Annotated in this window: 28 protein-coding genes; 15 read left to right on the forward strand and 13 right to left on the reverse strand. The window is 67.6% G+C overall.

Going from position 1 to position 24,858, the window contains the following annotated elements:
- Positions 1–55 precede the first annotated feature (55 nt).
- Together ACLBW1_RS12220 and ACLBW1_RS12225 are read right to left on the reverse strand one after the other, a co-directional pair.
- A complete protein-coding gene (locus ACLBW1_RS12220; RefSeq protein ID WP_447812080.1) occupies positions 56–223 on the reverse strand; it encodes a hypothetical protein in 168 nt (55 codons plus the stop codon).
- The gene (locus ACLBW1_RS12225; protein WP_447812081.1) at positions 208–1,782 is read right to left on the reverse strand and encodes an NAD(P)-binding protein; all 1,575 of its coding nucleotides are present in this window, start codon (positions 1,780–1,782) and stop codon (positions 208–210) included. Before ACLBW1_RS12225 ends, ACLBW1_RS12220 begins: the two co-directional genes overlap by 16 nt.
- Positions 1,783–1,913: 131 nt before the next feature.
- Between ACLBW1_RS12225 and ACLBW1_RS12230 the strand changes: the two genes are divergently transcribed.
- Positions 1,914–2,474 (forward strand): TetR/AcrR family transcriptional regulator, encoded by a 561-nt coding sequence (locus tag ACLBW1_RS12230; protein WP_447812082.1) that lies wholly within the window; start codon positions 1,914–1,916, stop codon positions 2,472–2,474.
- A gap of 46 nt (positions 2,475–2,520) precedes the next feature.
- Here the strand turns inward: ACLBW1_RS12230 and ACLBW1_RS12235 are convergent, their stop codons facing one another.
- Positions 2,521–2,649, reverse strand: a complete 129-nt coding sequence (locus tag ACLBW1_RS12235) for a hypothetical protein (RefSeq protein ID WP_447812083.1) — start codon at positions 2,647–2,649, stop codon at positions 2,521–2,523.
- Positions 2,650–2,802: 153 nt separating this feature from the next.
- Entirely contained in the window at positions 2,803–3,651 is an 849-nt protein-coding gene (locus ACLBW1_RS12240; RefSeq protein ID WP_447812084.1) for a helix-turn-helix domain-containing protein, read from the reverse strand.
- A gap of 145 nt (positions 3,652–3,796) precedes the next feature.
- On the opposite strand from ACLBW1_RS12240, the gene ACLBW1_RS12245 reads away from it, so the two are divergent.
- Positions 3,797–4,669 carry an aldo/keto reductase family oxidoreductase gene (locus ACLBW1_RS12245; RefSeq protein WP_447812085.1) on the forward strand — a complete coding sequence of 291 codons (873 nt, stop codon included), beginning with the start codon at positions 3,797–3,799 and terminating at the stop codon, positions 4,667–4,669.
- A gap of 368 nt (positions 4,670–5,037) precedes the next feature.
- On the opposite strand, the gene ACLBW1_RS12250 is transcribed toward ACLBW1_RS12245, so the two are convergent.
- Together ACLBW1_RS12250 and ACLBW1_RS12255 are read right to left on the reverse strand one after the other, a co-directional pair.
- Complete coding sequence (locus tag ACLBW1_RS12250) at positions 5,038–5,757, reverse strand: ABC transporter permease (protein ID WP_447812086.1); 720 nt, start codon at positions 5,755–5,757, stop codon at positions 5,038–5,040.
- Between the two features lie 39 nt (positions 5,758–5,796).
- A complete protein-coding gene (locus tag ACLBW1_RS12255; protein ID WP_447812087.1) occupies positions 5,797–6,033 on the reverse strand; it encodes a hypothetical protein in 237 nt (78 codons plus the stop codon).
- Positions 6,034–6,234: 201 nt separating this feature from the next.
- Between ACLBW1_RS12255 and ACLBW1_RS12260 the strand changes: the two genes are divergently transcribed.
- The 6 genes from ACLBW1_RS12260 (at position 6,235) to ACLBW1_RS12285 (ending at position 11,539) form a co-directional block, all read left to right on the forward strand.
- Complete coding sequence (locus ACLBW1_RS12260) at positions 6,235–6,417, forward strand: hypothetical protein (RefSeq protein WP_447812088.1); 183 nt, start codon at positions 6,235–6,237, stop codon at positions 6,415–6,417.
- A 195-nt stretch (positions 6,418–6,612) separates the two neighbouring features.
- The gene (locus ACLBW1_RS12265; RefSeq protein ID WP_447812089.1) at positions 6,613–7,434 is read left to right on the forward strand and encodes a COG4705 family protein; all 822 of its coding nucleotides are present in this window, start codon (positions 6,613–6,615) and stop codon (positions 7,432–7,434) included.
- A complete protein-coding gene (locus ACLBW1_RS12270) occupies positions 7,431–7,688 on the forward strand; it encodes a hypothetical protein (RefSeq protein WP_447812090.1) in 258 nt (85 codons plus the stop codon). Before ACLBW1_RS12265 ends, ACLBW1_RS12270 begins: the two co-directional genes overlap by 4 nt.
- A 61-nt stretch (positions 7,689–7,749) precedes the next feature.
- Positions 7,750–8,835, forward strand: a complete 1,086-nt coding sequence (locus ACLBW1_RS12275; protein ID WP_447812091.1) for a hypothetical protein — start codon at positions 7,750–7,752, stop codon at positions 8,833–8,835.
- Positions 8,836–9,193: 358 nt separating this feature from the next.
- A complete protein-coding gene (locus ACLBW1_RS12280) occupies positions 9,194–10,084 on the forward strand; it encodes a COG4705 family protein (protein ID WP_447812092.1) in 891 nt (296 codons plus the stop codon).
- A gap of 54 nt (positions 10,085–10,138) precedes the next feature.
- Positions 10,139–11,539, forward strand: coding sequence for an ATP-binding protein (locus ACLBW1_RS12285; protein WP_447812093.1), 1,401 nt, complete (start codon positions 10,139–10,141; stop codon positions 11,537–11,539).
- Positions 11,540–11,560: 21 nt separating this feature from the next.
- Here ACLBW1_RS12285 and ACLBW1_RS12290 read toward each other — a convergent pair whose 3' ends face one another.
- The 3 genes from ACLBW1_RS12290 to ACLBW1_RS12300 form a co-directional block, all read right to left on the reverse strand.
- Entirely contained in the window at positions 11,561–12,229 is a 669-nt protein-coding gene (locus ACLBW1_RS12290) for a response regulator transcription factor (protein WP_447812094.1), read from the reverse strand.
- A 54-nt stretch (positions 12,230–12,283) separates the two neighbouring features.
- Complete coding sequence (locus ACLBW1_RS12295; protein WP_447812095.1) at positions 12,284–13,120, reverse strand: undecaprenyl-diphosphate phosphatase; 837 nt, start codon at positions 13,118–13,120, stop codon at positions 12,284–12,286.
- A gap of 110 nt (positions 13,121–13,230) precedes the next feature.
- Positions 13,231–14,595: a serine/threonine-protein kinase gene (locus tag ACLBW1_RS12300; protein ID WP_447812096.1), complete on the reverse strand. Its 1,365-nt coding sequence runs from the start codon at positions 14,593–14,595 to the stop codon at positions 13,231–13,233.
- Between the two features lie 126 nt (positions 14,596–14,721).
- Between ACLBW1_RS12300 and ACLBW1_RS12305 the strand changes: the two genes are divergently transcribed.
- Complete coding sequence (locus ACLBW1_RS12305) at positions 14,722–15,984, forward strand: EAL domain-containing protein (RefSeq protein ID WP_447812097.1); 1,263 nt, start codon at positions 14,722–14,724, stop codon at positions 15,982–15,984.
- 28 nt (positions 15,985–16,012) lie between these two features.
- Here ACLBW1_RS12305 and ACLBW1_RS12310 read toward each other — a convergent pair whose 3' ends face one another.
- Positions 16,013–16,426 carry a hypothetical protein gene (locus tag ACLBW1_RS12310; protein WP_447812098.1) on the reverse strand — a complete coding sequence of 138 codons (414 nt, stop codon included), beginning with the start codon at positions 16,424–16,426 and terminating at the stop codon, positions 16,013–16,015.
- A 137-nt stretch (positions 16,427–16,563) separates the two neighbouring features.
- On the opposite strand from ACLBW1_RS12310, the gene ACLBW1_RS12315 reads away from it, so the two are divergent.
- On the forward strand, positions 16,564–18,132 hold the full coding sequence (locus ACLBW1_RS12315; protein WP_447812099.1) for a hypothetical protein: 1,569 nt from the start codon (positions 16,564–16,566) through the stop codon (positions 18,130–18,132).
- Here the strand turns inward: ACLBW1_RS12315 and ACLBW1_RS12320 are convergent.
- Together ACLBW1_RS12320 and ACLBW1_RS12325 are read right to left on the reverse strand one after the other, a co-directional pair.
- Positions 18,081–19,076, reverse strand: a complete 996-nt coding sequence (locus ACLBW1_RS12320; RefSeq protein WP_447812100.1) for a hypothetical protein — start codon at positions 19,074–19,076, stop codon at positions 18,081–18,083. The two genes, ACLBW1_RS12315 and ACLBW1_RS12320, sit on opposite strands and share 52 nt — an antisense overlap.
- Positions 19,057–19,533, reverse strand: coding sequence for a winged helix-turn-helix transcriptional regulator (locus ACLBW1_RS12325; RefSeq protein ID WP_447812101.1), 477 nt, complete (start codon positions 19,531–19,533; stop codon positions 19,057–19,059). Before ACLBW1_RS12325 ends, ACLBW1_RS12320 begins: the two co-directional genes overlap by 20 nt.
- Before the next feature lie 55 nt (positions 19,534–19,588).
- On the opposite strand from ACLBW1_RS12325, the gene ACLBW1_RS12330 reads away from it, so the two are divergent.
- The 4 genes from ACLBW1_RS12330 to ACLBW1_RS12345 all read left to right on the forward strand — a co-directional run bounded on the left by ACLBW1_RS12330 (position 19,589) and on the right by ACLBW1_RS12345 (position 22,667).
- Positions 19,589–20,050, forward strand: coding sequence for a hypothetical protein (locus tag ACLBW1_RS12330; RefSeq protein WP_447812102.1), 462 nt, complete (start codon positions 19,589–19,591; stop codon positions 20,048–20,050).
- The gene (locus ACLBW1_RS12335; protein ID WP_447812103.1) at positions 20,047–20,472 is read left to right on the forward strand and encodes a GAF domain-containing protein; all 426 of its coding nucleotides are present in this window, start codon (positions 20,047–20,049) and stop codon (positions 20,470–20,472) included. The genes ACLBW1_RS12330 and ACLBW1_RS12335 overlap by 4 nt, the downstream gene beginning before the upstream one ends.
- Positions 20,473–20,643: 171 nt before the next feature.
- A complete protein-coding gene (locus tag ACLBW1_RS12340; RefSeq protein WP_447812104.1) occupies positions 20,644–21,576 on the forward strand; it encodes a ferritin-like domain-containing protein in 933 nt (310 codons plus the stop codon).
- A gap of 2 nt (positions 21,577–21,578) precedes the next feature.
- On the forward strand, positions 21,579–22,667 hold the full coding sequence (locus ACLBW1_RS12345; protein ID WP_447812105.1) for a 2Fe-2S iron-sulfur cluster-binding protein: 1,089 nt from the start codon (positions 21,579–21,581) through the stop codon (positions 22,665–22,667).
- 9 nt (positions 22,668–22,676) lie between these two features.
- On the opposite strand, the gene ACLBW1_RS12350 is transcribed toward ACLBW1_RS12345, so the two are convergent.
- Entirely contained in the window at positions 22,677–23,819 is a 1,143-nt protein-coding gene (locus ACLBW1_RS12350) for a GGDEF domain-containing protein (RefSeq protein WP_447812106.1), read from the reverse strand.
- A 187-nt stretch (positions 23,820–24,006) separates the two neighbouring features.
- Here ACLBW1_RS12350 and ACLBW1_RS12355 point away from each other — a divergent pair, with 187 nt between their 5' ends.
- Positions 24,007–24,837 carry an alpha/beta fold hydrolase gene (locus ACLBW1_RS12355; RefSeq protein WP_447812107.1) on the forward strand — a complete coding sequence of 277 codons (831 nt, stop codon included), beginning with the start codon at positions 24,007–24,009 and terminating at the stop codon, positions 24,835–24,837.
- The last annotated feature ends 21 nt before the right edge of the window (positions 24,838–24,858 follow it).

Here is a 24,858-nt window from a genome sequence, read left to right on the forward strand (position 1 = left end):
GTTCGGAAACGGTCACGATCGGATCCTCTCGCACCGACGCCCGGTCTCGTCGGTATCAGCGATCCCCCGAGGTGTCCTTGAGGCTCCGGGTCGCCGTCAGCGCGTCGAAGTCCGCGGGCCACTGCGCGAGGGATCCCGCGTCGGCGATCACCGCACCCGAACGGATCTCGCCGAGGAGGTCGCGACCGGTGATGGCGCCCGCGGCCATCACCCCGCTGTACATCGCGCCGACCGTACCGGGCCCCCACGCGGTGCTCGTCCCGACGGTGAACAGGCCCGGGATGGGCGTGGCACTCGTGGGGCGCAAGGGTCCGATCTGGGTGGCTCGTGTCTGCAGACCGAAGGCGGCACCGCGGGTGTTGTTGACGAATCGGGTCTGCGTCGCCGGCGTCCCCAGCTCGGCGAGAACGACTTTCGATGACGACCCCGGGAAGGCCTGCTCCATGCGGTCGAACATGCCGTCCAGCACGATCTTCTTGATCTCGGTGTAGTCCGGACTCTCGCGGTACTCGCCGGTGGCGAGGTCGTATCCGGAGTGACCCCACAAAGCGGGGTGGCTCGGTGTGATGGTCTGGACCTCGATCGTGGAATGCCCCGGCGGCGCGGCGCGGCGCGGGTGTGGGACGGGTCCCGTCGCGATGATGACTGCACGAACATCGGTTGGCGCGATGCCATGGCTCGTGCCCAGTCCGCGCCGTTGTCGAACCCTTTGCCTCCGCCGACATGTGGGCCGAAACGGGCGAGCGAACGCAACGACGTCGCATCGTCCCAGGAGGGGATCGCGAAGTAGTTGCTGTTGGGCCGGTCGCCCAGGTCGAGATCGACACCGACGAACCCGTTGATCAACGGCTGCGACATCTTCCACCGCTCCACACGGCGCCGCAGGAGCGCGGGCAGGTGCGCCAGTCCGACGAGATCGGTGTAGGTCTTGATGATGTCGGCGTCGGACACCACCACCGGCGCGGGGATGACCTCCCCGTCGAGGAGTTGCACACCGGTGACGCGCCCGCCCTCGATCACGATCTCGGAGACCTCGCTGTGCGTGCGGATGAATCCGCCGTGGGAGGTGATCACCTCCGCGAAACCCGCGGCGAGCACCTGACCTCCGCCCTTCGGGTAGTACGACCCGGTGCCGACGTAATCGCTCAGAAATTGGGCCATCGCCGCGGTGGGCAGGATGTCGGGGGTACTGGCCAACGCACCGCACTGCACCGACAGCGCAAGGATGGCGCGCGGCGACAACCCGCACGCGGCGAGGGTGACCGCGTGCGGCAGCAACATGAACGGTGCCGCCCAGCCCGCACGCGCGGCCCAGCGGGCGAGCCCCGATGCCGACCCGAGGTTGTCGCGGCCACCCGACTCACCGATCTTGCGCATGATCGAGTGGAATCGACGCACGGCTTTACGTTCATCGGGGAACGCCGCGAGCAGGTTCTCGAGGTAGCGATCCCATCCCACCGGGGTGGCGAGTTCGAATCCGGGGGCGATGATCCGGTCGAAGCCGTCCTGATCCATCGGCAGCCATTCGATCCGGTCGTCGAGCCCCAGCCCGGCGAACACCGCCGAGATCGTTCCGCCCGGTCCGCACTCGCCCAGATAGTGGACGCCGCAGTCGAATTCCCAGGCGTTCTTCCGACGGAACACGTGCGACGAGCCGCCGAGTGCGGTGTAGCGCTCGAGCACCATCACCGTCTTGCCTGTTGCCGCGAGGTAGGCGGCGGCCGACAGTCCACCGAGTCCCGCTCCCACCACCACCGCGTCGAACCGCTTCACATGTGCCATTCCGCCCACCCTCCAGAGGCTCCGCGATCAGCGTGTAGACCGATCGTTATAGTCGGGAGGGTAGTAGACCGATTGGTATTGTTCAATCTGTTCGCGTCTCTGATCCCTGTCGGCGCGACGGGAAGGTCATCGTGTCGGTTCGCGACAAGCTCATCCTGAGCACCGTCGGTCTCATGCAGCGTCGCGGTGTGGCCGCCGCGGGCATCGCCGACATCCTCGACGACAGCAAGGTGTCGCGGCGGTCGATCTACCTCCACTTCGCCGGCGGCAAACCCGAACTCGTGGCCGAGGCCACCCGCTGGAGCGGGCAGTGGATCGCCGGACAGATCGAGCACTTCTGCTCCGGTGAGCCGCGGGACGCGCTGGCACAGTTCATCTCCCACTGGAAGACACTTCTGAGCAGCACCGACTTCGAAGCCGGCTGCCCGGTCGCCGCCGCCGCCACGGCACGATCGGTTGCGCCGGAGGCCGCGACGGCCGCGGGTGAGGCCTTCGCCCGCTGGCACGAACTCCTCACCGACACGATGCGCAACCATGGCGTGAGCGCGACGAGGGCGAACACACTCGCGACGACCATCGTCGCGGCCGTCGAAGGGGCGGTCGTCATGGCCCTCGCGCAGCGGTCACTCGACGCCCTCGACGATGTCGAGTCCGAGCTCGCAATACTCGTCGACCACGCGATGTCCCACTGAGTTCAGGAAGTTCGAGCCTTCGACGGTGATCTCCTCAGGATCGCTCCTACTGGAAGGAACGCTCCTCGGCGATTGCCCGCGTGTATCCGAAGACGGCGAACACCACGTACGTCGCGACGAACACCGCGGAGAACTGCACGGCCCTGCTGCGCGACAACGAATCCAAGATCGACATGGTCTCCCCTATCCCAATGACAACACGTGTTCACCGACGATTATCTCGCCACTGCCGTACCGGCGCAACGTCCTTTGAGCGACGGAGGGAATCACCGTCACGTCCGGGGAACCTTCCCGAGACGACGACCGAGACGATTCCCGGCGCCTGGGCCTACGCCTGATCCGCGACGGTGAGAACGTCCGCCGCCGACACCCGATCACGGAGGGTCGCCAGCTTCGCCTCCGATTCCGAGCCGGCCGCCGCGTGGTAGATCGCGAGGATCTGGCCACCGGTACCGGCCAGGGGCAGCTTCTCGCGCCGGAGGTCCATCGCCCCCACCACCGGATGGTCGAGCCGTACGGTGCCGCCACCGAGTTCGGCGACATCGTGCCGCGCCCACAGCGCCCGGAACTCATCGCTGCGCAGTGACAGTTCTCCGACGAGCTGGGTGATCGACGGATCGTCGACGTCGGTGCCGACCGAGGCCCGGAAGCCGGCGACCATCCCACGCGTGATGCGGGTCCGGTCAGCCCAGAGCTCCCGCTCGGCAGGATCGAGGAAAACCGATCGCAGCCGGTTGGTCCCCACGGTGATCGCGGGCGACACCGCGGTCGCCAGCGGGTTGGCCGCGAGCACCTCGAACGACCGGCTCTCCACGAACGCCGGCAGGCCGATCACGTCGAGCAGGGCCCGCACGCCTTCGGGTACGGCGGCCCGCCGTGTGCCCCGAGACGTGCGGGGAGTCGAACTCGCCAGGAGGCGAAGGTGCTCGGTGGCTGCGCTGTCGAGGTCGAGGACCCGCGCCAGCGCGTCGACGACCTGGACCGACGGGTTGCGATCGCGCCCCTGCTCGAGGCGCAGGTAGTAGTCCGCGCTGATCCCGGCGAGCAGTGCGACCTCCTCCCGACGCAGACCGGGAGTGCGGCGCACCCCTCCGGCAGCGAAGCCGGCCCTCTCAGGACTCATGAGCTCTCGCCGAGCACGGAGGTACTCACCCAGGGAATTCGGTCGACCGGTCATGGTGGCGATGGTAGGAGCGTGGTGCGCCGCGTGGGTGGTCCTGACGCTCCCAGGGTGGACAGGCACTACCCACCCTCGTGTCGGCGCTCCTACCGTCGACCGGGACGGCGAGACACGCCGACTGATCCACGGAGGAGGAACGAGCATGTCCGACACCACGCTTCCCGGCGGTACGTACCGGTTGGGCGATCTCACGGTCACGCGATTCGGTTACGGTGCCATGCAACTCGCCGGGCCCGGCGTCTTCGGGCCGCCTGCCGATCGCGAGGCGGCAACAGCGGTCCTGCGCGAGGCGGTCGACATGGGGGTCACCCACATCGACACCGCCGACTTCTATGGCCCGCACATCACCAACGAGATCATCAGAGGGGCCCTGCATCCCTACCCTGACGACCTGCACATCGTGACGAAGGTCGGAGCGCGGCGCGACGCCGAGGGGAACTGGCCGCACTCCCGCAGCCCCGAGGACCTGACCCGACAGGTGCACGAGAACCTGAGCCACCTCGGGCTCGACACGCTCGACGTGGTGAACATGCGGGTGGGCGGCGTGAACGAGCCCGAGCCCGGGCCGATCGCCGAACAGATCGAGGCGCTCGCGGCTCTGCAACGCGCAGGGCACATCCGGCACATCGGGGTCAGCAATGTCACCGCTGAACAGTTGGCCGAGGCGCAGGAGATCGCACCGATCGTCTGTGTCCAGAATTTCTACAACGTCGCCCACCGGGTCGACGATCCGCTCGTCGACGCCACGGCGGAACAGGGCATCGCGTTCGTGCCCTTCTTCCCTCTGGGCGGTTTCTCCCCGCTGCAGTCAGACACGCTGTCGCGCATCGCCACCCGCCTGGAGACCACACCTCTCTCGGTGGCGCTGGCGTGGCTGCTGCACCGCTCACCGAACATCCTTCTGATCCCGGGCACGTCATCGGCGGCTCATCTGCGCGAGAACGCAGTGGGCGCGGGTATCGAGCTGAGCACCGAGGTCCTCGCCGAGTTGGACGGGATCAGCACTGACGCCTGACGGTGTCGCTGTGTCCCCGCCTACTCGTAGATGACCATACGATCCGACCGGTCTCGACATCCGTCGAGACCGGTCGGACCGACAACGGGTCTAGCTCGAACCGAACAGTCCTGCACCGAGTCCCAGCAAGAGATTGCCGACTCCCAGTCCACCGAGTAGTCCTCCGACGAGCGCCCCGACAGCTCCGAGCAACATGTGATTCTCCTTCGATGTGGTCACCGCGTGGCCCGACGGTCACGCAGCAGATATCAGATACTGCATTCGAACATCGCGATGGTAACTATTGAGGCCGGCTCCCGTCGCCGTTTCCGGAACCCGCGGCAATCTCTGAGCGTTCGCGTAATCAGGTTTAGCTTCCTCGAATCCGTTCAGTGCGAGCGGTGTTCGCGCGACCTCAGGGGGACACTCGATCGGTCCCCACCCAACATGTGCGCCAAGGCGACCGCGGTGATCGATTGCGCACAGATCAGTCCGGTGAGTACCGCGAGTTGGAATCGCGCGGCCTGCTCGGCGCCGGCGCCGGCGAGGATCGCCCCCACGAAAGCGCCTGGGAGGGTGACGAGTCCGACTGTTCGGGTCTGGTCGAGACCGGGAACCAGAGCCTCGAACACCGCGCTACGACACAGATCGAGGAGGGCCCGTCGTCGTGTGGCACCGATCGACAGCCAGGCTTCGACCTCGTCGTTCCGGGCTTCCATCGCGGCGAGCAGGTTTCGCCCGGTGAGGGTGGCCGCGGTCATGCACCCGCCGATGATGATGCCGGACACCGCGATCAGGTCGGTGGGGTTGCGATCGAGGATCGGGATTCCGACGATGACCCCGACGGCGACAGCTGCACCGCACGCGCACGCCACAGACACCGCCGGAAGTGCGTGACGGAATGCGCGGAGCCTGCGCGCCGCGGTGACGACCGCGACGCTGAACATGATCGCGACGACCACCGCCGCCAGGGGCCAGTGCGTGATCGCTCCTCGGAGCACCACCGCGACCACTGCGAGTTGCGCGACTGCACGCAGGGCGGCCCGGACCGCCGGCGCCCGCTGCCTCACCCCGTACCAACCGAGCACGATCACTGCGATCGAGACCAACAAGGCCCCGCCCGCAGCCAATCGGATCCAGTGTTCCAATCACCACTCCGAGCGGTTGAGACGTCGGGATTGCGTTGGCGAGGCAAAGCGACGTCGGATCGCGTCGATCCGCCGCCGCACGTCGTAGAGCTCCTGGCGGCGGCGCTGGGCCTCCCGCTGCGCACCTTTCAATCGATTCAGCTTGGCGATCTGATCGACAAGGATGTCCGCGGCGCGCTCGAGTTCCCGCAGGAAATACTCCGCCTGCAGTCCGTCGGGATCATTCGTCTTCGTCACCCTGCCCTCCAGACGGTCGACGCGTGCGCGAACCACAACTGTGGAGGGCAGTTGCTGAGAGGGACCTGAGTTCCCACGTCCGCGGTGTGCCGCGGTCGACCGCACCGGCTTTCTCAGGCGCTCCCAGCTTCTCCACAGCGCTGCTCGCACACCCTGGATGGCACCCGAACAGCTCGGGTCGAATCGACCAAGGAGAAGGACATGAGCAGGAAGCCCACCGCAAAGACCGCCGTCATCGCTGCCGTGATCGGTGCTGCGGCGCTGACCGGTGCCGGATTCGGCATCGCGAACGCGATGACGCCCGACCACCACGCCCCGGTATCGGTCGAGCACGTCGACACGCCCGAGCCCGGCGACACCCCCGACGCCCCCGGTCAGAACTGATCGGACGTCCGTGATTCGGCGACACCACTGGCCGCCGGTGTCGCCGAATCACCGCCTGTGAGACCTGCCGGAGCTGGTTCAGCGTCCTCTCAGGTCCGTACAGCGTCGTCACAGGATCACGCCGTCACAGTGGCCCCTGACAGCAGCGTCGCGCACGACGGCCCGACGTCTCGCCACCTCCGAAAGGCTCACGCCATGCACCAGCGTCCGGTCACCTCATCGCCGAGATTCACAAAGGCTCTGAGCAAGGTTCCCGAGGTCACGATCTTCTTCTGGGTGATCAAGATCCTGGCTACGACGGTCGGGGAGACAGCGGCCGACTACATGAACATGACGATGGGTTTCGGTCTCACGAACACCACCATCGTCACCGTCGTGATCCTCGTCGTCAGCCTCGCCGGCCAGTTCGCGGTCCGCCGCTACATCCCGGTCCTGTACTGGTGGATCGTGGTCGTCATCAGTGTCACCGGCACGCTCATCACCGACAACCTCACCGACAACTTCGGGGTCCCACTGGTCGCGACGACGATCGTCTTCGCCGCCGTACTGATCGCGGTCTTCACCGCCTGGTACGTGGTCGAGGGGACGCTGTCGATCCATTCCATCCGGACACCCCGTCGTGAAGCCTTCTACTGGCTCGCCATCCTGTTCACGTTCGCCCTGGGCACCGCAGCGGGTGATCTCATCGCCGAGAAGCTCGCCCTCGGATACACATGGTCGTTGGTCCTGTTCGCTGGTCTCATCGCGGTGATCACGCTCGGCCACTACGGTTTACGTGTCAACGCCGTCACCGCTTTCTGGGCCGCGTACATCATCACGCGGCCACTGGGCGCGTCGCTGGGCGACCTGCTGACCCAGCCCACCGATTCCGGCGGCCTCGGATTGGGCACCACCGGGGTCAACCTGGCGTTCTTCGGCGTCATCATCGCCCTCGTCGCCTACCTGACCGTCACGCGGGTCGATCGGCTGGAACAGAACGGATCCACCGGCATGGTGCGCGAGACGGCTGCACCATGAATCGCCTGGCGGCATCGTCGGCCGACCGTTTGTTCGGGCTCGCCCTGGGATACATCGGTGTGACCACTTTTGTCCTGGTCGTCTTCGTGTGCACCCATGCACTCGATCTCACGCCAGGCGACTCGTTCCCGGATCACCTGGTGGCGGTACCGATGTGGGAGTGGCTCCTCGCGACCACGCTCGCCGCGGGTGCCGTCGTGGTGATCGAACCGGCTCGTCGCGCCGCGACCGCGGGTTCCCGCCGTGCCCGGTGATCCGCGGGCCCCCGGTCGAACCCGGAGACGATCCACCCGGCGACGCGCCGCGCTGGTGTCGATGGGGGTGTTCCTCGTCCTGGCCTCGTTCGTCGGGGTGTCCTTCGGGCGGGCGATGCTCGCTCCCGGCTACGCGTCGCCGGCCGACAAGACATCGGCATGGCTACGCGATCACGGCGCCGGATCGATCGTCGACCACATCGAGAACTGGTACTACACAAGGCACTCGCCGTCGACGACACCGGCAGACAGCGCGCAGTTGGCCACCGGTGTGGCGGCATCGGCCGCCGCCATCCCATTGACGTCCCTCCCAGTCCCGGCCGGGGCGGGTGGCGCTCCACGATGGCGCGCCACATGCACCTCATCGGACGGGACACCCGTCGTGTACACCAGCGCGTTCGAACCGGATCGCGCTCACCCGAGCATCGTCACCGGAGTCGCCGTCATCAACAGCCGCGCGACGGCCACGCACCTGATGACCGGAACGACCCAGCCGCGCAGCGCGATGAACACAAGTGCGGCGCAGGTGCCTGCCACCGACCGATCCCTGCTCGTCGCGGTGTTCAACTCGGGCTTCCGGTTCGGCGACATCACAGGCGGTGTCTACGATTTCGGACATGCGATGATCCCGCTGCGTTCCGGTCAGGCCACAGCGGCCATCGACGATCGCGGCCACCTGACCGTCGGCGCGTGGGGCCGCGACATCACCATGACCCGTCATCTCGTCGCGGCGCGCCAGAACCTGGACCTGGTGGTCGACAACGGACATCCGCTGCCCGCAACCGGATCGAGTGGCGCTCAGTGGGGTGGGACCCATCTGCAGTTCCAGTACACATGGCGATCGGGGTTGGGAGTCGATCGGAATCACAATGTCGTGTACGTCGCCGGCGACCATCTCAACCTCACGACACTCGCATCGGCGCTGGCGCAGGCGGGAGCGGTGCGCGGGATGCAGCTCGACATGCACACCGGCATGTCGACATTCATCAGTTGGCACACCACCGACGTGGGCTCACGGGAGCCGAGCAAGTTGATGCCGTCGATGCCCGGTCCGGAGACCAGATACCTCATACCGGATCGGCGTGACTTCTTCTACGTGACCGACACCTCGCCGGTGTCGGTTCCCGTGTCGACCCGAGGGCGGTGACCATGCGACGGCTGGGCCCGCTCGGTGCTGCGTTGGGCCTCGGGTCGATCTGGGGCCTGACGCAGTGGGTGACACCGATCCCGGCGCGTTCGCATCGGCGATGGCCGGCGTCGGACATCTCGCCGGGGGTCGCCACCCTCGCGTCGCTCGGCGGCCTGTCCGACCTGGCGTTTCTGCTGGCTGTGTCCGCGGTCGCTGCGGTCACCCCACGCACACGATCGTCCCCGGAACGTTTCGACGCGGACCGACCACACAGACTTCCGACACCCCTTGACGGTCCCTTTACCGACGCACAGCACCCTCTCAGCGAGCACCACCCACACTGAGGGCTCGTTCCCGACGACCCTTGGAGATCGCCGTGCGTACCTCGAGAAAGCCCACAGTCGACCCGTCCGACGCGGTGAGCCGCGGACTCCTCCGCGTCCCCGAGATCACCGTTGCCTTCTGGGCGATCAAGATACTGACGACCGGTATGGGCGAGACCCTCTCGGACTTCCTCGGTACCCATGGCAACGAGATCGTCAACGCCGCAGCGATAGTGCTGGTGTTCGGTGCCGTGTTCGCAGTCCAATTCCGAGTGCGCCGCTACATCCCTGCGGTCTACTGGGCCTGCGTCGCGATGGTGAGCGTGTTGGGCACCGTGGTCGCCGATGTCGCCCACGCCGTCGTCGGGATCCCCTATATCGCCACGAGCGTCGTCTTCGCGCTCACCGTCGCGGCGATCCTGGTGATGTGGCATCGCAGCACCGGATCGTTGGACGTGCACACCATCACCTCGCGTCAGCCCGAGATCTATTACTGGGCAACGGTCATGGCCACGTTCGCGCTCGGAACAGCGCTCGGCGACCTGACGGCCAGTTCGCTACATCTCGGATACCTGGCCAGCACCGCGCTGTTCGCGGCGGTCATCGTGGTCCCGCTCATCGCATGGCGGCGCGGTGCCAGCCCCATCCTCACCTTCTGGGCGGCATACGTGGTGACTCGACCCCTGGGTGCGTCGGCAGCGGACTGGCTGGCCGATCCGACGTCGAAGAGCGGACTGGGCTGGGGCACAGGACCTGTGACGGCCGCCTGGCTGCTGGCGATAGTGGCGCTCGTGACGTTCGTCGCGGTGGGTCAGCGGCGCACGTCGAGCTCGGCCGGATCGGATTCGGCCCCGCCCGGTGCCGGTGACACGTCCCTCGCACGCCCCCTCACGGACGCCGATCTGTCCGCCCGTGTACCCGGAGCATCCCGGCACGGTGGGTGACCTCGTCGAGGAAGGAACGCCCGCCGCGAGCGCGGATCCGCCTACCCTGCAGCGATGACCTCGCGAATGCTGTCCGCCCTGCGCGGCGTGGGCAATCGCCTGGCCGGTGTGCGTGTCCGACTGACGGTGGTGGCCACCGTTCTCCTGGCGGTCGCTCTCGCCTGCGCCGCCGCGATCATGCTGTCGGTGCTCCACAACTCGCTGCTCAACTCCGCTGACGCCGCGGCCGGCGCGCGAGCCGCACAGATCGCAGCCACCGTACGGACGGAATCACTGCAGGGGATCGATGCCGAGGCGGTGGCGCCGTCGAGGGACCTCGACATCATCCAGGTCATCGACGCGTCCGGGCGTGTGCGCGCCTCCGGCCCCTCGGGTCGTAACGGTCGCCTGGTCGACCCTGTCGCGGCCGGATCACACGCCACGATCGACGGCGCGCAGATCGCCGGCACAGGTGACGAGTTCCGGACGACAGTGCTCGGGGTGGACTCGTCCGCGGGACCGCTGACCATCGCCGTCGGTGTCGCCGAGGGTCCCATCAACGATGTCGTGATCACTGTCGCGATCCTGTTCTGCGCGGTGTTCCCGATCATCCTGCTGCTGTTGGCCTTCGCGTCCTACCTCTTCGTCGGCCGCGCCCTCCGGCCCGTCGAGGGCATCCGGGCCCAGGTCGCCGCGATGTCGAGCAACGACCTGAGTGCCCGCGTCCCGGAGACCGCGGCCGGCGACGAGATATCAACACTGGCGAGAACCATGAATGCGATGCTCGATCGCCTGCAGCTCGCGCGCGAGCAGCAACTGAGATTCGTCGGCGACGCATCACACGAGCTCCGCAGCCCACTGATGAGCATCTACGGTCTGCTCGACCTGGCCCGCACCACCGGTCGACCACTCGACCTCGCGACGATCGACTCCATCATGTTGCCCGAGGTGTTGCGTCTACAGACGATGGTCGACGACCTGCTGCTCCTGGCCAAGGCCGACGAGCGGGGGATCCCGCTCGTCATGGGAGACGTCGATCTCGACGACGTCGTGGCCGAGGCTGCGCACCGTACGGACACCATCAGTCCCATCGCGATTCGCGCTGTGGTGGCCCCGATCCGGGTCGTCGGCGACCGCGAGAAGCTGGCCAGGGCACTGCGGAATGTGGTCGACAATGCCGTCCGCCACGCTCGCTCAGCTGTGACGTTGACGATGTCGACCGACGACGACGGCACAGGCAGGATCGTCGTCTGCGACGACGGTCCCGGGATCCCGCCCGCGGACCGGGAGCGCATCTTCGACCGCTTCGTCCGTCTCGACGAAGACCGCGAACGTTCGGCAGGTGGATCCGGGCTGGGTCTCGCCATCGTGAGCGAGATCGTGCGAGCACACTCGGGGACGGTGCGCGCAGGGGAGGCGCCGAGCGGCGGAGCCGCGATCACCATCAGCGTGCCGACGAGCCGATCGGACGGGTGACCCCTGGGCCCCGATCCCGACTCACTCGTCGAGCCGGTACCCGACCCCGCGGATCGTCTGCAGGGTGGTGACGCCGAACGGGCGGTCGATGCGCCGCCGGAGGTAGCCGATGTAGACCTCGACGATGTTCTCGTCACCCTCGTAGTTGACGTCCCACACTCCCTGCAGGATCTCGTTCTTGGTCAGGACCTGTCCCTTGTGTCGCATCAAGAACTCGAGCAGGCCGAATTCGCGTGGTGTGAGTGGGATCTCGACATCGGCCCGTTGTACCCGGTGCGACGCGGGGTCCAGCGACAGTGAACCGGCGGTGAGCGCGACCGGTCGTTCGGGAGCACCGCGCCGGACGAGTGCGCGCACGCGGGCGATGAGGACCGCGACCGAGAAGGGTTTGATCAGATAGTCGTCGGCGCCGAACTCGAACGCGTCCACCTGATCGTGGTCACCGTCTTTCGCGGTCAACATCAGCACGGGTGTCCACACCTCGCGGCTGCGCAGTGTTCGCACCACCTCGTAACCGTTGAGCTTCGGCATCATGATGTCGAGAACGATTGCCTCGTAGGTGTTCGTCGAGGCGAGATGGAGCCCGTCCTCACCGTTGTGTGCCAGCTCGACCACCCAGCCCTCGGCGACCAACGTCCGGCGCAACGTCTCGGCCCCGTTCCGATCGTCCTCCACCACCAGGATGCGCATGTTCGACCTCCACTTCGCCGCGCCTCGAACTGTGCTCTACCGCTGGATGACCCGTCAGGTCGCCGTCAACACCCCGGTCCCCAGGAGCACGATGAGAACCAGGCCGAGCGCCACCCGGTAGCCGACGAAATAGGTGATCGGGTGTCGACCCACGAACCGCAGAAGCCAGGCGATGCTCGCGTAGGCGACGACGAGGCTCACGAGGGTGGCGACCGCTGTCGCGGCCCAGCCCACCCCATGGGAGATGTCCCTCGCCGAGGTCGCGGCCTCATAACCACCGGCGGCCAGGAGAGCGGGGATCGACAGATAGAAGGACAATCGGGTCGCGGCCACGCGATCGAGCCCACGGAACAGGCCCGCCGAGATCGTCGCGCCCGATCGCGACACACCCGGGATGAGCGCGACACACTGCAACAGCCCGACGATCACACCGTCGGTGACCGTGACATCACGGTCGGTACGCCGCTGTGTTGCCACCCGCTCGGCTGAGTACATGACGGCGCTCCAGACGATGAGCGCCGCGGCGACCACCCACAGACTCCGTAGTGGTCCGGACACGACGTCCTTGGCGAGGAAGCCGACGATCCCGATCGGTATCGATCCGATGATCACCGTCCATGCCATCCGGTAGTCGGGATCGTCGCGTCGCGCCGCCGAGCGCAGGCCGCGCACCCACGCGGCGACCAATCCGATGATGTCTCGGAAGAAGAAGATGATCACCGCCGCGATCGCACCGACCTGGATGATCGCGGTGAACGCGGTCACCGACGCGTCGTCGATGGTCAACCCCATGAGTTTCTCGACGATGGTCAGATGTCCCGTGGACGAGACCGGAAGGAACTCCGTGAGCCCCTCCACGATCCCGAGCACGATCGCCTGAATGATGTTCACCTGGTCGTCTCCTCCGATTCGGTCGCGAAGGTCCCACAGACCAACATGGCGGAATCAGACCACAGCGGTGCTGAAGGCACGCTGAGAAACGCGGCCCACGGGGGCTTCGACTAGTTCTGTTCGCCGCCCCCGTTGCCGTTGCCGTTTCCGTTCCCGTTCCCGTTTCCGTTGCCGTTTCGCCTGCCGTTGCCGTTGCCGTTTCCCCTGTTGTTGCCGTTCCCGTTGGCGGCGGGCGGGAGTATCGGAAGCACTGCGGCCGGCGGTTCCACCTGATCCGCGGTGGGCGTCGGCACCAGCGGCTCCAGGGTGGCCGGAGTCGGTGCCGTGGTGGCCGGGATCGGCGCGGTGGTCGACGAGGGGGCAGTAGTCGACGACGGGGCAGCGGTCGACGACGGCGCGGCAACTGAACTGACCGGCGATGGCGCCGGCTCGCCCGGAGTCTTGTCCGAACCCGTTGCGGCCCACAGGACGGCAGCGACAACCGCGGCGATCACCGCCATACCGAGACCCCATGGCCACCAACGCGCCCGACTCGACTGACCCGATGCAAGCTGCTGGGTGTCGGCGGCCAGCGGTCGCGGCTGTGGGGTCGTGAACATGGTCGTGGGCGTACGGCGCGCCCCGTCCTCGATAGCGCGAAGGCGGTCTGCCACCGCGGCCGCCGTGGGGCGATCGTCGGGTGCTCGCGAGGTCATGTCCGACAGCAGCGCCACCCACTCCGGTCCGAATTCACGCGGCACACTCGGGTCCCGATGCAGCCTGGCCATCGCGGACACGACCGCGGTGCCTTCGAAAACCACTCGGCCGGTCAGGCATTCGATGAGAACGAGACCGAGTGAGTAGATGTCACCGGGAGGTCCCGTCACACTGCTCCCGGTCGCCTGTTCGGGACTCATGTAGTGGACGGTGCCGACCGTGGTCCCGTGGTCGGTGAGGTGCTCGGCGTCGATCGCGCGCGCGATACCGAAATCGGCGAGTTTCGCACTCTGCTCCCGGCCACCGGCAGGGGTCCTGATCATCAAGATGTTGGCGGGCTTGATGTCTCGATGCACCACACCCGCTGCGTGGATGTACTCCAGCGCATCGGCCAGTTCCCGACCGATCTGGGCGACGGCGACGGGCGCGAGCGCATGCTCCCCTCGGAGGGCTCCCAGCGTCGGCCCGTCGACGAGTTCCATGATCAGGTACGGGACGTCGAATCCGTCGGGATCCCGGGTGGTCCCCGCGTCGAAGAGGCCGATGAGACCGGGATGCGACAGCGAGGCGAGGGTCCGCATCTCGGCTTCGACACGGCGGAGATCGTCGACCGAGCGGGGGTGGACGCGGAACTTCTTCACGGCGACCGATCGCCGGAGGAGCTCATCGGTACCGCTGTAGACGTCGGCCATGGCGCCTCGCCCGAGCGGACGGCCGAGCCGGTAACGTCCGGCGATCACCCGCGTGTCGTCCGTCAGATCGCCCGCACCTGTAGTCATCGATGCTCCTGCCGCAATCCTCGACGCCGACGCGAGACCATGACCGGTGGCTCGCGACCCCGATAGCGCATGTTGGCACAATGCGCGGTGGGTGGAGGAACCGGGGGACCGAGGAAGGATCTGCGCGTGCGTCCATCGACCGATGCGTCCGAGCCGTCGCCGATGGCGGTCGACATCGAGACCGTCTACCAGCCCGTCGTCGATGTCGGAACACGCGCAGTGGTCGGCTTCGAGGCGCTGACCCGGGCGCCGCGAACCGCCTGGACATCGGCGGCCGAACTGTTCCACGCCGCCGAACGGCAGAACCTCACCGTCGACTTCGACTGGCGTTGTCGACTGACCTCTCTCCGCAGTGCGCTCGCCGGTCACTTCCCGGCCGGATTGACACTGTTCCTCAACGCCGAACCGACAGCGCTCGACGCGACGCCACCCGCGGACGCCGCGCCGGTGCTCGCGGCCGCGCGCGAATTGTCGGTGACGGTCGAGATCACCGAACGACACCTCATGCGCGATCCGGCCGGCCTGCTGCGGGCCGTCGAGCACGCTCGGCGTCTCGGATGGCGCATCGCCCTCGACGACGTCGGTGCGGATTCGTCGAGCCTCGCGTTGCTCGAGTTGCTTCGGCCCGACGTCATCAAGCTCGACATGAGCCTGGTCCAGGATCGGATGTCGACGGACGCTGCCGCCGCCGTCCTCGCCGCGGTCACCGACGAGGTCGATAGGACCGGCGCCGCCGTGGTCGCCGAGGGGATAGAGAACGAACGACACGAGCAGCGGGCCATCGACCTGGGCGCCCATCAGGGGCAGGGCTACTTCTACGGGCGCCCCACCCGCCTTCCGGCCTTCGATCCGACCGAGGGGGACACCGACGGAATCCGACGTGTGACGCCGCCCGCGGTGACCGTCCGTGATCCGGCGGCGGTCACGCCCTACGGACTGTGTCGAACCGTCGGGGGACGTCACCTCGTCGACGAGACAGAACTCGCCGCGGTCGAGCGGCGACTCCTCTCTCGTGCGGCTCAGCTCGGCCCGACCGCGATGGTCTTCGTCACCATCCCCTCATCGGTCGCCCTCTCGCCTGAGCACCGCGCGCTCCTGCAGGATGTGGCGTCGCGTACTGCGCTCACGGCGGTGTTCCACACCACGCCCGTCGGCGACGACATCGGTTGTCGCGCCGTGACCGTCGAACCGTTCGAGCCGTTGGCGCGGGAACGGTCGGTGATCGTGGTGTCGCCGACCTTCGCCGCATCGTCGGTCGCTCTGGTGGCGGATCGAGCTGCCGACGACTCCCACGTCTACGAGCGGATCATCACCGAGGACCGTGAGATCGCACTGGGAGCGGCGACGCTGCTCACGCGCCGGATTCCGGCGATCGATCTCGCCGGGTGACGTGCCCGGTGTCGTGAGACCCGAGGGGTCAGTCGGCGCCGGGGGCGAGGAGCGACACCGGCGGACGGTACGGCTCGACGTAGTTGGTCGCCGGTGACCCCGCGGTCGCCGGGTAGGCGCGGCGGTAGCGCGAGCGCTTCACGCGAGCGATGTGCTCCTGCAGGGTCCGATCACCACGAGCCATGGCGCGCGAGCGGACCGAGAAGATCGTCAGACCGTAGGCGACGACCCACACGGCGAGGCTCACGATGCCGAGTGCCGTGAGGCCCGTGGCGATGCCGGCGAGGCCCAGTGCGAACGCGGCGGACCCGACGATGAACGCCGCCCAACCGACCTGGCCCCACACGGCTGCGCGACGGAGGCGTGCGCGGCGTTGGCGTGCCGCGCTCATCGGTGGCGAATGACGCAGATGAGGCGACTGGAAACTCATCGTGACGGCCATGGCGCGATCCTCCTCTGATGTGATCTGGGCCACATCATGTGCCGAGAATACCGCCGGTCGGCGACGAAGTACCTGGTCAGAACCTGAGAATATGGCGCGGTGCTCCTCGCCTTCGGCGCGGGGGCGATGATGGGACCATGCCCGACTGGACATACGTACCGCTCGAGCCCGTCGCGTCGAGGGTGATCGGCGAGCGCCGCACCCGACGGATCGCGCTGGCGTTCCTGGCTCTGCTCGTCCGCGCGGGCGGTCGCCGTTGGATCCCGATCGTCTTCGCCCATCCCGAGGTCCCCCCGGAGCTGCGCAGCCGACTCGGCGCGCGGGTCCCGGTCTCGGTGGCCAGGGACGCGATCGCCGTGCTGCCCGTCCAGGGAGCCACGGTGATCCACATCGATCCGGTGACCGCCTCCGACGTCGAGGCCGTCCGCATCGCGACCGCCGGGCGGCGCTGCCGCGTGGTCGCGGTCTGCGACTCGGCGTCGACCGCCGCGGCCCTCGCACCCCACGTCGACGAGGCACGTGTCGTCGACGACCCCGACGTTCTGGTGTTGCGTGCTCCGGACGTCGACGAGGCGGTGGCCGCACTCGCGAGACCACGCACGATCGTGCTGGCCGACCCGGAAGTGCTCATCGCATCGGGGCCCGGGTGGTTCCACCGCGTGGTCGAGGCGCACGCCGGCCGCGCCCCGGCCGACGAACCGACGACGCTCCGGCGGCCGACGCGACACGAGGTGGCCGATGTGCGCGGGTGGCCGGCGTGGGTGTGGGCGATGCTCGTCGGCGTTGGCCTGATCGTCGGGGGCATCGGCGCCGCGGTGATCACCATCGGGCCCGTGTTGCTGGGGTACGACCGTGACTATCTCGGCCTGTCGGTGTCGGGCCTGAACGAGGTGGACACCCATCTCGTCGGGTTCCTGCAACACGACCGGATCACCATGGCCGGCAACATGGTCGGGCTCGGGTCGCTCTACTGCGGCCTGGCGTGGGGCGGTATCCGCCGCGGGCGCCGCTGGGCCCGCGACACCCTGGCGGTGTCGGGGATCGTCGCGTTCGGCACCTGGCTCTACTTCCTCGCCACGGGTTTCGTCGAGCCGCTGCACACACTTGTCGTCGTCGTGCTGTCACCGTTGCTCGTGGTGGCGGTGTGGCGCGCACCCGTGGTGCCCGTGCGTCCGCGCGCGCCCGAGGGGCCCGAACGTGAACGCACAGTGGCATTGTGGGGCCAACTGATGATGATCGGCGTCGGCGGAGGCCTCGCCGTGGCGGGCACGGTGATCTCGACCGTCGGTCTCACCGCGGTATTCGTGCCCACCGATCTGGGTTACCTCGAGACCAGTGCCGGCGCGCTGCGCGACGCGAACCAGAACCTGCTGCCGTTCATCGCCCACGACCGGGCCGGGTTCGGTGGAGCGCTCGTCGGATCGGGTCTGGCCGTGCTGCTGATCTCGCTGTGGGGGTGGCGGCGTGGCGAGCGGTGGGTGTGGTGGTCGTTGCTCCTCGGGTGCCTGTTCGGCACCGCGCCGGCGCTGGCCGTGCACCTCGACATCGGCTACACCACACTGAGTCATCTGCTCCCGCTGTATGTGCTCATCGTGGTGGTGGCTGTGGCGCTGTGGATCTCGCGCCCGTACCTCACCGCGCAGCCGGAGCGGGATCAGGCCTCACCACGCAGCAACGCGGTCACCTCACCCGACGCCACGCGGTAGCCGAGACCGTCGTCCACGGTCACCCGACGACAGCCGTCGTTCTCGACCGCGAGCGACGCGCCGCCGGATCCGTCCGGGCGATACAGGGGCATGACCGCGATCTCGGTCGCATCGACGTCGCAGGTGGGTTCCACAGGCGCGGAGATGGTCTCGCGCACAACACGGCTGGCGACCGCAGACGTCACCCGGCGCGACTCCGCTCCGGACTCCTGCAGATCGCCGGTCGACGACCGCGACACCCGGTAGGTGCACACTGTCGCCCCCGCGACCGCACCCGTCGGGAAACGCAGAGTGGTCGCAGGAATCCGACCCGAACCGTCATTGCTCGTCCTGACGAACCCCGGCGGACCACTGCGGCAGACCGTCGCGGGAAGTACGCCCAGATCGCGGATTGGGGTGCGCCGGATCTCGCGGAGCCGCTCGAGTGCAGCAAGCGGTTCATCTCGGTAGCCGCACACCACACTGGGCCACGCGACGCGCGCCGCGCCGGACGCCGACACGAGCCAGATCGCTGCAGGGGCATCGACATTGACGGCGCAACTGACCGAGGTGTTCTTGTCTGTGCGCACCGATGGCCGGTCGACCGCACGCGCGAACGCATCGACGTCGCCGCCGAGCTCCACCGCATCGATCACCGTTGCTCCGTCGGCGCGCTGCGAGGTCTGGCAGCTGACCACCGATGTGGCCATGAACCCGTCGGGAGGCGAACCCTCGTACTCACGCTCTCCATAGTGGTCGGCCCGGGTGTCGAATCGGTCGACGATGTCGGGCAAGGTGCACGAGGCCAGAGGCGAGATCGGTGCGTCCGGCGGCCGGAACGATTCCGTCCCGTCCGAGAACAGCCCGCACGCGGCGATGGATGCCACCACCGCGGCTACCGCCACCGGCACCAGACCCCTACGCACCGTCAGCACGGCGACGTCGTCATCGGAGCACTCCGCCATCCGCGACCTCGCCGACCTCACCCGTGTCGTCAACGCTGGGCACCCACTTCGGAGCTATCACCTGCTCGGCGTATCTCGTGCCCCACTCGTTGAGGGCTGCGACGAAGGGCGCCAGTGCCTTTCCCTGCGCGGTGAGCGAGTACACCACCTTCGGCGGGACCTCGCCGAACACCGTACGTTCGACGATCCCGTCGGATTCCAGCTCCCGCAGCTGCCGCGTGAGCACCCGCGGCGCCACCGGACCCACCGCTCGGCCCAGCGCGCCGTACCTCATCGGGGAGTCGAGAAGACTCTTGACGATGGTCATCTTCCAGGCCCCGCCGAGAACCGCCACGCTGACCTCCACGGGGCACACCTCGTAGGCGCGTCGCACCGGCTCGCGCAGCATCGTCTCGTTCACGTCGGTCATGGTGCGCGTCTCCTGTGTCGCCGACTTCACGTGGACAGAATCGTCCATATGGTCAATATTGTGCGTACTACCGCACGACACTCTAAAGCACTACACAGAGCACATGACCTCGATCGATGAGACCGACCGACTCAAAGAGCACGTATGGCCACACAACGACCACACCGGCTTCGAGCGCGTCACGTCCCCGCTCGTCGGCGCGGCGTTGGTGAGCAGCGCAGTTGCCGCGACCGTCTCGACCGCGGCGTGCGTCGACGCCGACGGCATCAGCGCTCTGATCGCCCTTTTCGGTTCGGCGGCCGTGCTCACGGTCGCCCACCTGGGCCTGCAACTGCAGGCGGCGGTGGTGATCCTGCGCGACGGACGATGGGGGTCAGGCGTCACCGCCGCGTGCACCGTCACCATGACGCTGGTGGCGCTGTACCTTCTGGCCACCGCAACCGCCGGTGGTGTCGGGCTCCTGCTGATGGCGACTGGGTGCGGTGTGGTGCACACGCGACGCCTCCCGGCACCCCGCGATCGAACGTTCACATCTCCCGCGCGCGCTCCTATCGTCGACGGATGACCACTTCCGCGATCGGGCGCGAACAGCCGGCGGTATATCGCGCGCCGATGGTGGGAGGTGCAGACAGGGCCGTGCGCCTCGGGGTGTGCGGGATGTCGGCGTCGGACGAACGTGGGATGCGACGGCTCGAGCGTTTCGAGCGGGTGGCCGACGGCGCGTTGGTGTGGACGCGGACCGACGGCGGTGAGTATTTCCTGGGGCGTCTCGACGGACCGCTGCGCGAGGACCACGGCGCCGAGGCCACCGCCACCGGGCTGACCTACGTTCGTCCCTGCCGGTGGACGCCCGAACCCGTACCCGAGCAGCAGGTACCCACCGCGACGCTGCGAACGTTCGCCCGGGGCGGCCGCAACTTCCAACAGACACACGACCCGAATGTCTCCGATCTATCGGCAGCTCTGTGGCAGGCGCGCGGCACCTGATCCTCACCGACGGACGTTGACGGCGGAGCGCGCTCATGTGCCATCGCCCAACCGTTCATTGACAACTGTGACAATCTCTGGTGACACTATTGGGGAAGCTCGTTCCGCGGCGACCCGACTCTCGGGCCGCGCTGCACCGCGCCCCGTGCGCTTGGAAACAGGAGACGCCAGATGACTGCACCGACCACCTTCGACTTCGACGCGATGCTGACCAAGATCAAGGACAAGCAGTGGTCGCTGGCCGACATCGAGTGGGACGCCCCCGGTGCCGAGCTGATCGACCCCGAACTGCACGCCCGGCTCAAGCCGTTCATGTCCGATCTCATGTGGATCGAGAACGTCGGCGCACGCGGCTTCGCGGCGATGGCGAAGAAGGCTCCGACCGACACGCTTCGGGAGATCTACACCTACTTCCACGCCGAGGAGCAGAAGCACGCCAACGCCGAGCTCGCACTGATGCGCCGGTGGGGCATGCTCGACGGCGACGAGATGCCCGAGCCGAACGTCAACGTCAAGCTGATCATCGACTGGCTCGACAAGCACGCCGACGGCTTGAGTCTCAGTGTGCTGGGCACCGTGATCCCCATGCTCGAGGTCGCCCTCGACGGCGCGCTGGTGAAGTTCATCATGGACGAGATCCACGACCCGATCTGCCAGGAGGCGTTCAAGCACATCAACGCCGACGAATCCCGCCATCTCGCGGTTGATTTCGCGGTGATCGAACTTCTCGGCAACTCCACGATGCGCAAGCTGCTCGTCGACACCGTCGGCGCCTGGATGAACCCGTCGTTGATCATCGGCACCCTGCGCTACATCCCGCTGCTGAACAAGATGCGCGACAACATCGTCACCATGGGTGTCGACGAGGAGCGGCTCTACAGCGCGATGAAACGTTTCAAGAAGGTGGGGCAACGTAACCCCGCCGCACTGCGAGTTCCCATGTACCGCTTCATCCAGTGGCACGGCGACATGGTGATCGACCGCAGCCACCCCTACCACCTTCTGGCCGACCGTCTGGTGAAGATCACCAAGCACTATCCGACGCGAACGCTCAACTCGAGCCCGACCTGGTCGAAGGAACTCACCTACGAGCCGACCGCCTGATCGTGGGCTCCTCCGACCGCGACGCCGACACACGCGCGTCGCCGCCCGCCTCCGGACAGTTGCAGCTCCGGGTACGCGAGGTGATCCGGGAGACCGCCGATGCCGCCTCGGTGGTGTTCGAGGCCCCGGCCGACGGGTTCAGCTATCGCCCAGGGCAGTTCATCACCGTGGGCGCGCAGCTACCCGACGGGATGGCGCCGCGGTGCTACTCGCTGTCGACCGCACCCGGTCATGATCCCCATCCGGCCATCACGGTGAAGCGGGTCGCGGGTGGGCAGGTGTCGAACTGGTTGATCGACAACGCGGCGCCAGGGATGAGTGTCGACATCATCTCCCCCACCGGGGGATTCACCCCGCGCGAGTGGACCCGCGACTTCGTGGTCGTCGCTGCGGGCAGTGGTATCACGCCGGCGATGTCGATCATCAAGACCGCGTTGCTGAGTCACGACAACGCGGTGACGCTTGTCTACGCCAACCGCGACGAGCATTCGGTCATCTTCGCTTCGGCGATCGCGGAGCTCCAGCGGGCGCATCCGTCCAGATTCGTCGTCCGGCACTGGCTGGAGTCCGAGCGGGGACTGCCGACCGTCGCCGAGTTGGCGCCGTTGGTCTCCGATGGCGACGAGAACCGGGTTGCGTATCTATGCGGTCCGACGCCCTTCATGGATGTAGCGCACGGCGCCCTCGAGGCCGCCGGTCTGCCGACGTCGCGTATCCATCGCGAGCTGTTCTATTCGTTGACCACGAACCCGTTCTCGGCGGCTGCGGCGACCACGTCGGCAGCTCCAGCCACCCCGGGGGCGCCCGCGCAGACCGGGGCCCGCGCCACCGTCGAGATCGAAGGCGACACCCACGAGGTGGCATGGCCGCGCGACGCCGTCCTGCTCGACGTCCTGTTGGACAATGGGATCGAGGCGCCGTACGTGTGCCGCGAGGGCAACTGCGGTGGGTGCGAGTTCATCCTCACCTCCGGTGAGGTGGAGATGAGGGTCAACGACACCCTCGACGACTTCGATCTGCGCCGCGGTGCCCGCCTGGCCTGTCAGTCGACCCCGGTCACCGACACCGTCGGCATCTCCTACGACAGCTGACCCGTACGGTCATCGCGCGGTGTCGTGCACCGCTGTCACCGCGTCCCCGCCGTTGCGCTTACACGAGTAGAGAACTGCGTCGGCGCGGGCCAACATGTCGCCGATCTCGTCGTCGGGTGGTGGCCAGGCCGCGGGCACTGTCGTGTGGATGCCGATGCTCATCGTGACCGGCGCCGACCGCGTCTGGTCGCTCATCGATGCGCGGACTCGATGCGCCAATGCCGTCGCCGACGCGGAATCGGCGTGCAGTACCGCCACGAACTCGTCGCCGCCGATGCGGGCGATCGCATCGGTGTGACCGTCGCAGACCGCTGAGAGAGCCTGCGCCACAGCGACGAGGAGCGCGTCGCCGTGACCGTGACCGTTCCTGTCGTTGATCGACTTGAAGTCGTCGATGTCGGCCATGAGAACGCTGACCGGTCCGCCCGTTGCGACGCGGGTGCTCGGGTGGGCGACCGCCTCCTCGAAGCCACGTCGGTTCAGCAGTCCCGTCAACGGGTCGGTGAAGGAGTTGCGGGCATCGTTGCGCAGAAATGTGAGCGCGATCTGTCCGGCGATCAGTCCCCCGTTGCACGCGAAGAGCTGCGACATCAACACGACGACGGCGGTCACGACGTCGATGTCGGTGGCGGTGAGCGCATAGGCGCCGACCCCGGCGACCACCGCGGTCACCCACTCGCAGTGGGCGATCAGGACCCCGGGGCTGTGGATGAACATCAGATAGATGCCCGGCAGCACGTACAGCGACAACAGCGCGAGGGCCGCCGTCGACGACGGGGCCGCCGCGGCGAGCGGTAGGGCGGCCACCTCGCCGACGGCCACGAATCGCAGCGACACCCTCTCGGCGGGCCAGGGACGGTCCGACCACCACCACCATGCGCAGACCGCGAACACCACCACCGCGATCCCGGTGCACACGCCCACTGTTGTTCCCGGACTTGCGAACGCGATCAGGACGGATCCCATGACGGCGAACCACGCGTACCCGGCGGCCACCAGCATCCGGTCCACGCGCAGCCAGGCGCGCGACTCCGCGAATGCGTAGACCCACTCGTATTCGAACGGCTGCTCCCACCACCACCGGAGCAGCTCGACCGTGGTCCTGTCGCGGATCGGCGCCGCGCCGGGACCCGGAGGATGCGGAGGCGGCACCGTGAGCCACCACCTCTCGCCTGGGTCGTCGTGCGTCGACTCTTCCTGTTCGAGGTTAGGTCATCTGCGGCTCACCACACGTTCGTACGACGGCGGTGAGGTCGCGGACAGGAGGAAACCCGTCGCCGATCCGGCAGCGCCGGCGTAGCGTGCGTCGCACACCGACGACGTCCGACGGGGGCTTGCGATGAGACGCGTGGATCTGCCGGCCGGACCCGTCGACTACCTCGACACCGGCGGCACCGGGCCAGTGGTGGTGTTCGCGCACGGACTGCTGATGAACGAGTCCCAGTGGCGCCGCGTCATTCCACTGCTCCCCGACCACCGCTGCGTGGCGCCCACGTTGCCGCTGGGCGGTCACCGACACCCGATGCACCCGGATGCCGATCTCTCCCAACTCGGTGTCGCACGCATACTCGCCGATTTCCTCGACGCGTTGGATCTCAGCGATGTCACACTCGTGCTGAACGATTGGGGCGGTGGACAGTTCATGGTGTCGGACGGGCGTGCCCAGCGGGTCGGGCGCCTGGTACTCGCATCGTGCGAGGCGTTCGACAACTTCCCGCCGAAACCGGCGCGGCCCGCGGTGGCGCTGTGTCGGGTCCCCGGTGGCACCGCCCTGTTCCTTCGTCTGCTCGGCACGTCCTTCGTCCGTCATGACAGACGGGCGTGGGGCGGACTGAGCAAGCGGGGGATCCCCGACGACGTCCTCGACGACTGGTTTGCGCCCGCGACGCGGAGCGCCGAGATCCGGCGCGACCTGGCGAAGTTCGCGACCGGGACGCCATCACGGAAGACCCTGCTGGAGTGGTCGTCGCGGCTGTCGGGTTTCGACCGACCGGTTCTCGTCGTCTGGGCCACCGAGGACCGCATGATGCCGCTCGAACACGCGTCACGACTCGTGGACCTGTTCGGCGACGCTCACCTCGTGGAGGTGGAGGACTCGTGGACGCTGATCCCGGAAGATCAACCGGAGACCTTCGCTGCGGCGATCCGTGAGTTCATCCCGGCGGGGTGAGCGGCACCGGGGTGTGCGACG

It is taken from the genome of Williamsia sp. M5A3_1d, from assembly GCF_053345315.1.